This is a genomic window from Nostoc paludosum FACHB-159 (assembly GCF_014698835.1).
Classification (GTDB): Bacteria; Cyanobacteriota; Cyanobacteriia; order Cyanobacteriales; family Nostocaceae; genus Nostoc; species Nostoc paludosum.
The window spans coordinates 1-4,509 of sequence record NZ_JACJTU010000134.1; the positions used below are offsets into that span (position 1 = coordinate 1).

Annotated in this window: 6 protein-coding genes; 3 read left to right on the plus strand and 3 right to left on the minus strand. The window is 41.9% G+C overall.

Annotated elements, in window-relative coordinates; all coding sequences use genetic code 11:
- The first annotated feature begins 45 nt into the window (after positions 1–45).
- Together H6H03_RS39185 and H6H03_RS39190 are read left to right on the plus strand one after the other, a co-directional pair.
- Positions 46–429, plus strand: a complete 384-nt coding sequence (locus H6H03_RS39185; RefSeq protein ID WP_190960359.1) for a hypothetical protein — start codon at positions 46–48, stop codon at positions 427–429.
- A gap of 52 nt (positions 430–481) precedes the next feature.
- Positions 482–1,540: a hypothetical protein gene (locus H6H03_RS39190; RefSeq protein WP_190960360.1), complete on the plus strand. Its 1,059-nt coding sequence runs from the start codon at positions 482–484 to the stop codon at positions 1,538–1,540.
- 152 nt (positions 1,541–1,692) lie between these two features.
- Here the strand turns inward: H6H03_RS39190 and H6H03_RS39195 are convergent, their stop codons facing one another.
- Positions 1,693–1,959, minus strand: a complete 267-nt coding sequence (locus tag H6H03_RS39195) for a thermonuclease family protein (protein ID WP_190960361.1) — start codon at positions 1,957–1,959, stop codon at positions 1,693–1,695.
- Between the two features lie 335 nt (positions 1,960–2,294).
- Here H6H03_RS39195 and H6H03_RS39200 point away from each other — a divergent pair, with 335 nt between their 5' ends.
- Complete coding sequence (locus H6H03_RS39200; RefSeq protein ID WP_313932045.1) at positions 2,295–3,476, plus strand: hypothetical protein; 1,182 nt, start codon at positions 2,295–2,297, stop codon at positions 3,474–3,476.
- Between the two features lie 255 nt (positions 3,477–3,731).
- Here H6H03_RS39200 and H6H03_RS39205 read toward each other — a convergent pair whose 3' ends face one another.
- Positions 3,732–3,869: a hypothetical protein gene (locus H6H03_RS39205; protein ID WP_190960362.1), complete on the minus strand. Its 138-nt coding sequence runs from the start codon at positions 3,867–3,869 to the stop codon at positions 3,732–3,734.
- Between the two features lie 186 nt (positions 3,870–4,055).
- Entirely contained in the window at positions 4,056–4,412 is a 357-nt protein-coding gene (locus H6H03_RS39210) for a TetR/AcrR family transcriptional regulator (RefSeq protein WP_190960364.1), read from the minus strand.
- Positions 4,413–4,509: the final 97 nt, after the last annotated feature.

Genomic DNA, 4,509 nt, shown 5'->3' on the forward strand with positions numbered 1-4,509 from the left:
GAATGATTTTTACTTGGGGTCATGCTTTAAGCTGCTGGAATTCTTTTGCAACATACATTTTGGCAGTTTTTGACCCCTCTTCTTTCAATCTTGGTGAGAAATCCGGGTACAGCATCCCAAGATTCCCAAGCATTCAATTGGAATTTATTAATCGATACTCAAGAACGTAGCGAATTAAAAAGATTCGATTCGCAATTCTGTAAAGCAAATATTGAACCAAGCGATCGCTATGTATTATCTGTAAAAGGAAGTACAAAATATCGCCTTCAACCCGGTGAATCTGGATTTGAAAATTTATATCTCACAGGTGACTGGACTTTGAATAATATTAATGCTGGCTGTATTGAGGCAACTGTTGTATCAGGAATGTTAGCATCGAGAGCTATTTCTGGATATCCAAAACAGATTGCTGGTGAGTCAGATATTTAAGATTAAAGGGGATCGCACCCGCAAACAACAATAAATTACAACAGCAAATCAAATGTCTACTTCTAACTATCCTCTATACATTGAGCGTGGTGGCGAGCAAGTCTTGAAGCCCCCATTTAATTTTGAAAATGCTAGTATACATAGCTTTTTACTACAAGCTGAAAATGATAAATTGCAATTCCTTTGCGATCGATATTTAAATAAGTTTACAGAAGATAAACTTGAATATCGTCCAGCTATGCCCTATGTGTTTTTAGTTGTTACTGACGTTGAAAAGGTCTATTCTTTAAATCAAAAAGATAGAGAAATGGGCTGGATGCCTGAGATTGATGTAAGTTTCTGGATATTAACTATAGCAATGAAGCGTGTGGCGGGAGTGATGATTCCTGACCGTTTAGTATGGTTTATGCCTTATCTTTTTGTTGATAGCGGTTATGCAATGGCAGGCGGAAGAGAAATCTATGGTTATCACAAAATGATAGGGCAGTTCAATATCCCTAAATTAACAGAAAATGCCGCTTTAATTAAAGTAGATACTATAGCATTCGAGCATTTTCACCCAGACGCTAAAGCAAAAATGCAGTGTCTGTTTGAAGTCAGAAGGATAGACGGTGAAATAAATAATCCTCATGTCAAAGATTGGCATAGTATTGATGAAGCATCTGCTCAACTGAATCAGATGCTTGCTCACAGGCAAGGCGGAATTACGGGTGCATTAATAGAAAGTCTCTCTAGCCTTCTAAAAGTTTTCAGTTTGCAAACAGTACCAGTTGCATTTCTCAAACAGTTCCGGGATGTTACAGATTACCGACGAGCTTGCTATCAAGCAATTGTTGAAGCTGATGCTAAGGTAACTCATTTTCGAGCAGGCGGAGTATTGCAAGGGCAATATGAACTGATGCTAAACAATTTTGACAGCCATCCTATTGCTCAAGAATTAGGTTTGAAAGTAGGGAAACAGAGAGTATTAGATGCTTTTTGGTTTAATTATGATTTTATTATGGAAGCTGGAACTGAGATTTTAAAAGCTTCTACACTTGATATAGGTGAAGCAAAAAAATATACAGTAACTAAGTCTATTTTGCATAGAATATGTAATTTTTTTAGGTAAAATCTCAAAAATATGTTCGTAGCTGGATACGCTCCGCAGACTAACTTTTCTGTGCCGTATCTGTTGACTTTTCTAAACCAGATTACCCCGCAAGAGGACTGCCGAGATACGGTTACCGCGGCAGACCGCCCATAACACACTTAGAAAAAATGTCACTTCCTTTGCCCCCATATCCCTGCCTTTGGTGCGTAGACGCGTAGCGGCTTGTCTTTAGACATCGCCAACCTCTGGGCATTGTCAAAAGCTATTTGATTCGGGCATTCCACACCACCTTGCTGCGTTCTAGCCAAGCCGCTCTTGAGCAGTTCTTCTTGAAAGCTGATATCAACCCCATCCTTGGCGTAAGCCATTACCTCTGCAACAGTACGCCCAAGGCTATCTTTCCCGGCTGGAGGTTCTTGGCAATTTTTGGCGATCATCAATAGTGGGCTGGTTTAGGCAGCTATGCTGAGGCCAGAGAGCAGAAGGAAGAAATTGAATTTTGAATTATACGCTTGTTGATTTAAAAGACAAGTCAAACATAGGTATTTTTTAATAGTTATAAAAAAGTGGTAAGCCATAATAAATTGCACTCAAACATAATATTTTTACTCCTACCCCCAGTTACGATCTTTGACAAGAACTTAGTATCAATCAAAGACTTACACGAGCTACAATTTATCATCAAACATTTTGATAAAGATATCTATTGATAACCTACTCATAACCAATCTCTAACCGACATCCCGTAATTTAAATTCCTGAGTTGAATAGCGTGAGTAAAAACTACTTGTCTCAAATACACTCACGGATTTTAAAAATAACTGAGGATATGATGATTACCAAGCTTGGCTACTCAATCTTTCGACGCATTATTAGTGTATATTTGCTGCGAAAAATGTGTTTGGTAGGTTTGACTTTACCGTTTCTGGCATCTGTTAGCACCAGTTTGGTGGTTGCCGCAGAGAACGAAAATGCCAATGCGCCATACGAGATTGGACTTTGGGGCGATCTACCCTACTCGGCCGAGCAAGAAGTTGGCGTCAAAGCACTAATCGACGACATGAATTCGCAGAAATTGGCTTTTACCGTCCACGATGGCGATCTCAAAGCTGGTTCTAATAGCCGTTGTGACGACGTAGTATATACCAATGCGCTTGCCTACTTCAACGCTCTGGAAGCGCCAGCAGCCTTTACCCCAGGAGACAATGATTGGACAGACTGCGATCGCCCTTCCAATGGCGGATTCAACTCACTAGAGCGCCTCGATTACGAGCGTAAAATCTTCTTCAGCACGAATTATTCTCTAGGGCAGCGCCGATTAGCTCAGGAAGTGCAGACAGTCCCGCTATGCCTTGGTGTCAATGGGCCGGTATCCTGCGCCGAGAATCGTCGGTGGACGGTTGGTAGGGTTACATACGTAACACTCAACATCCAAGGTTCGTGCAATAACCTATGCGACACAGCACCCAGTCAACAGGAGTACGCAGCGCGGAATGCAGCTAATATTGCATGGATGAAAGAGACTTTTAAAGTAGCAAAGGACCGCAACTCAGCGGCGGTCATGTTGATCTCGCAAGCTAGCCCAGGGTGGGATCTGGCCGATCCAACCAGAGCGCCTTTGCGTAATCCAAGAACGCTTGTGGAAACTGATGGACAGCCTGATGGCTTTAAGGACTTTTTATTAGCATTGCGCGATGAGGTAATCGCTTTCCGTAAACCAGTTGCCTATGTGCATGGCGATTCGCACTACTTCCGTATTGACAAGCCCTTTCTAGATGCTCAAGGTAGACGCTTAGAGAACTTCACTCGTATCGAGACATTTGGGGACAATCAAGGGAACGGCACTAACGACGTACAGTGGCTCAAGGTAAATGTCGATCCTCGTAACCGAGAGGTGTTTTCATATCAGCCACAGATTGTTCCCAGCAATCGAGTAGCCGTTCCAGTTCCGTAATATCATGTCCGATTGAAGACTGACCAGGGAGGTAAGGGGGAGCAGGGGAGAGTATTACTTTAGTAACCTCCTCAACTCGTTACAAACCTCCGCAATTTCCTGCTTATGCACATTTAAATCAACTTCAACCCCCCCCCTCTGGGAAGGTCGTCCTCATGATGGTCTTCCTCGTTAGTTGAGATATCCAGGTCTTGTTCATAAACGAAGTACCTTGAGAGAGGGATGGGGTTGGTTGCCAACGGTGATGAAAAGTTATCAACCTAAATTTTTCTCTAAATATTCTGTCATCATCCGCTTGAGATCGGCAATTAGACGATTAACATCGCCACCTTGTTTGTGAATCTCTTGTTCCTGCCCAATTAGATAACTCATACCTTTATAAAGAGCTTTCATTACCCTTGCAATCTGTAATCCTTGGATAGGATTGAGATCGGGTCTAACCCGTAGAAGTAAATTAAGTAGGTCGGTGTGAATATTTATCGTTAGGAATAGGCAGGAGGCAGGAGGCAGAAGGCAGGAGTGAAGAGGGTTTTAGCCTAGTTTATGTTTCTTTACATAGTTCGGTTTTTTTGAATCGTTCTACTTATATATATTGGTTAATATTTCTTGCTCAACTGTTTGAGCAGCTTCTGCCAGCGTGATTTGCCCTTCTTGCCCAGCATTGAGATGTCTAAAGGCCGGATATTGGCGTTCAAAAGCAATCATGGGGTCAATCACCTGCGAAACGATAGTAGTAAAATCCAAACCGGAAACATCCTGTTGTAAAGCAGTTATTATATTGTTACTTAATTGCTGTATATATCGCTCTCCCAAAGCTGCTAAGATTGCTTCCTTATTTGAGAAATACTGATACACCGAGCCAACAGAAATACCAGCACGCTCAGCTAAGACATTAGTGTTGATAGCTTCTACTCCTGCTTCGGCTACATCGGTGATAGGTTAAGATAAAGCGCATTTTGTCAATCAGTTAAAATACTCAAAATAAATTAGATGGTAATGATAATCGTGCGGGTGGGAGGGGAAGGAGGCGAGC

Coding starts and splice junctions, on each gene's coding strand:
- H6H03_RS39205 (WP_190960362.1), bottom strand. CDS start 3,869: ATGAAAGCTCTTTATAAAGGTATGAGTTATCTAATTGGGCAGGAACAA.
- H6H03_RS39190 (WP_190960360.1), top strand. CDS start 482: ATGTCTACTTCTAACTATCCTCTATACATTGAGCGTGGTGGCGAGCAA.
- H6H03_RS39195 (WP_190960361.1), bottom strand. CDS start 1,959: ATGATCGCCAAAAATTGCCAAGAACCTCCAGCCGGGAAAGATAGCCTT.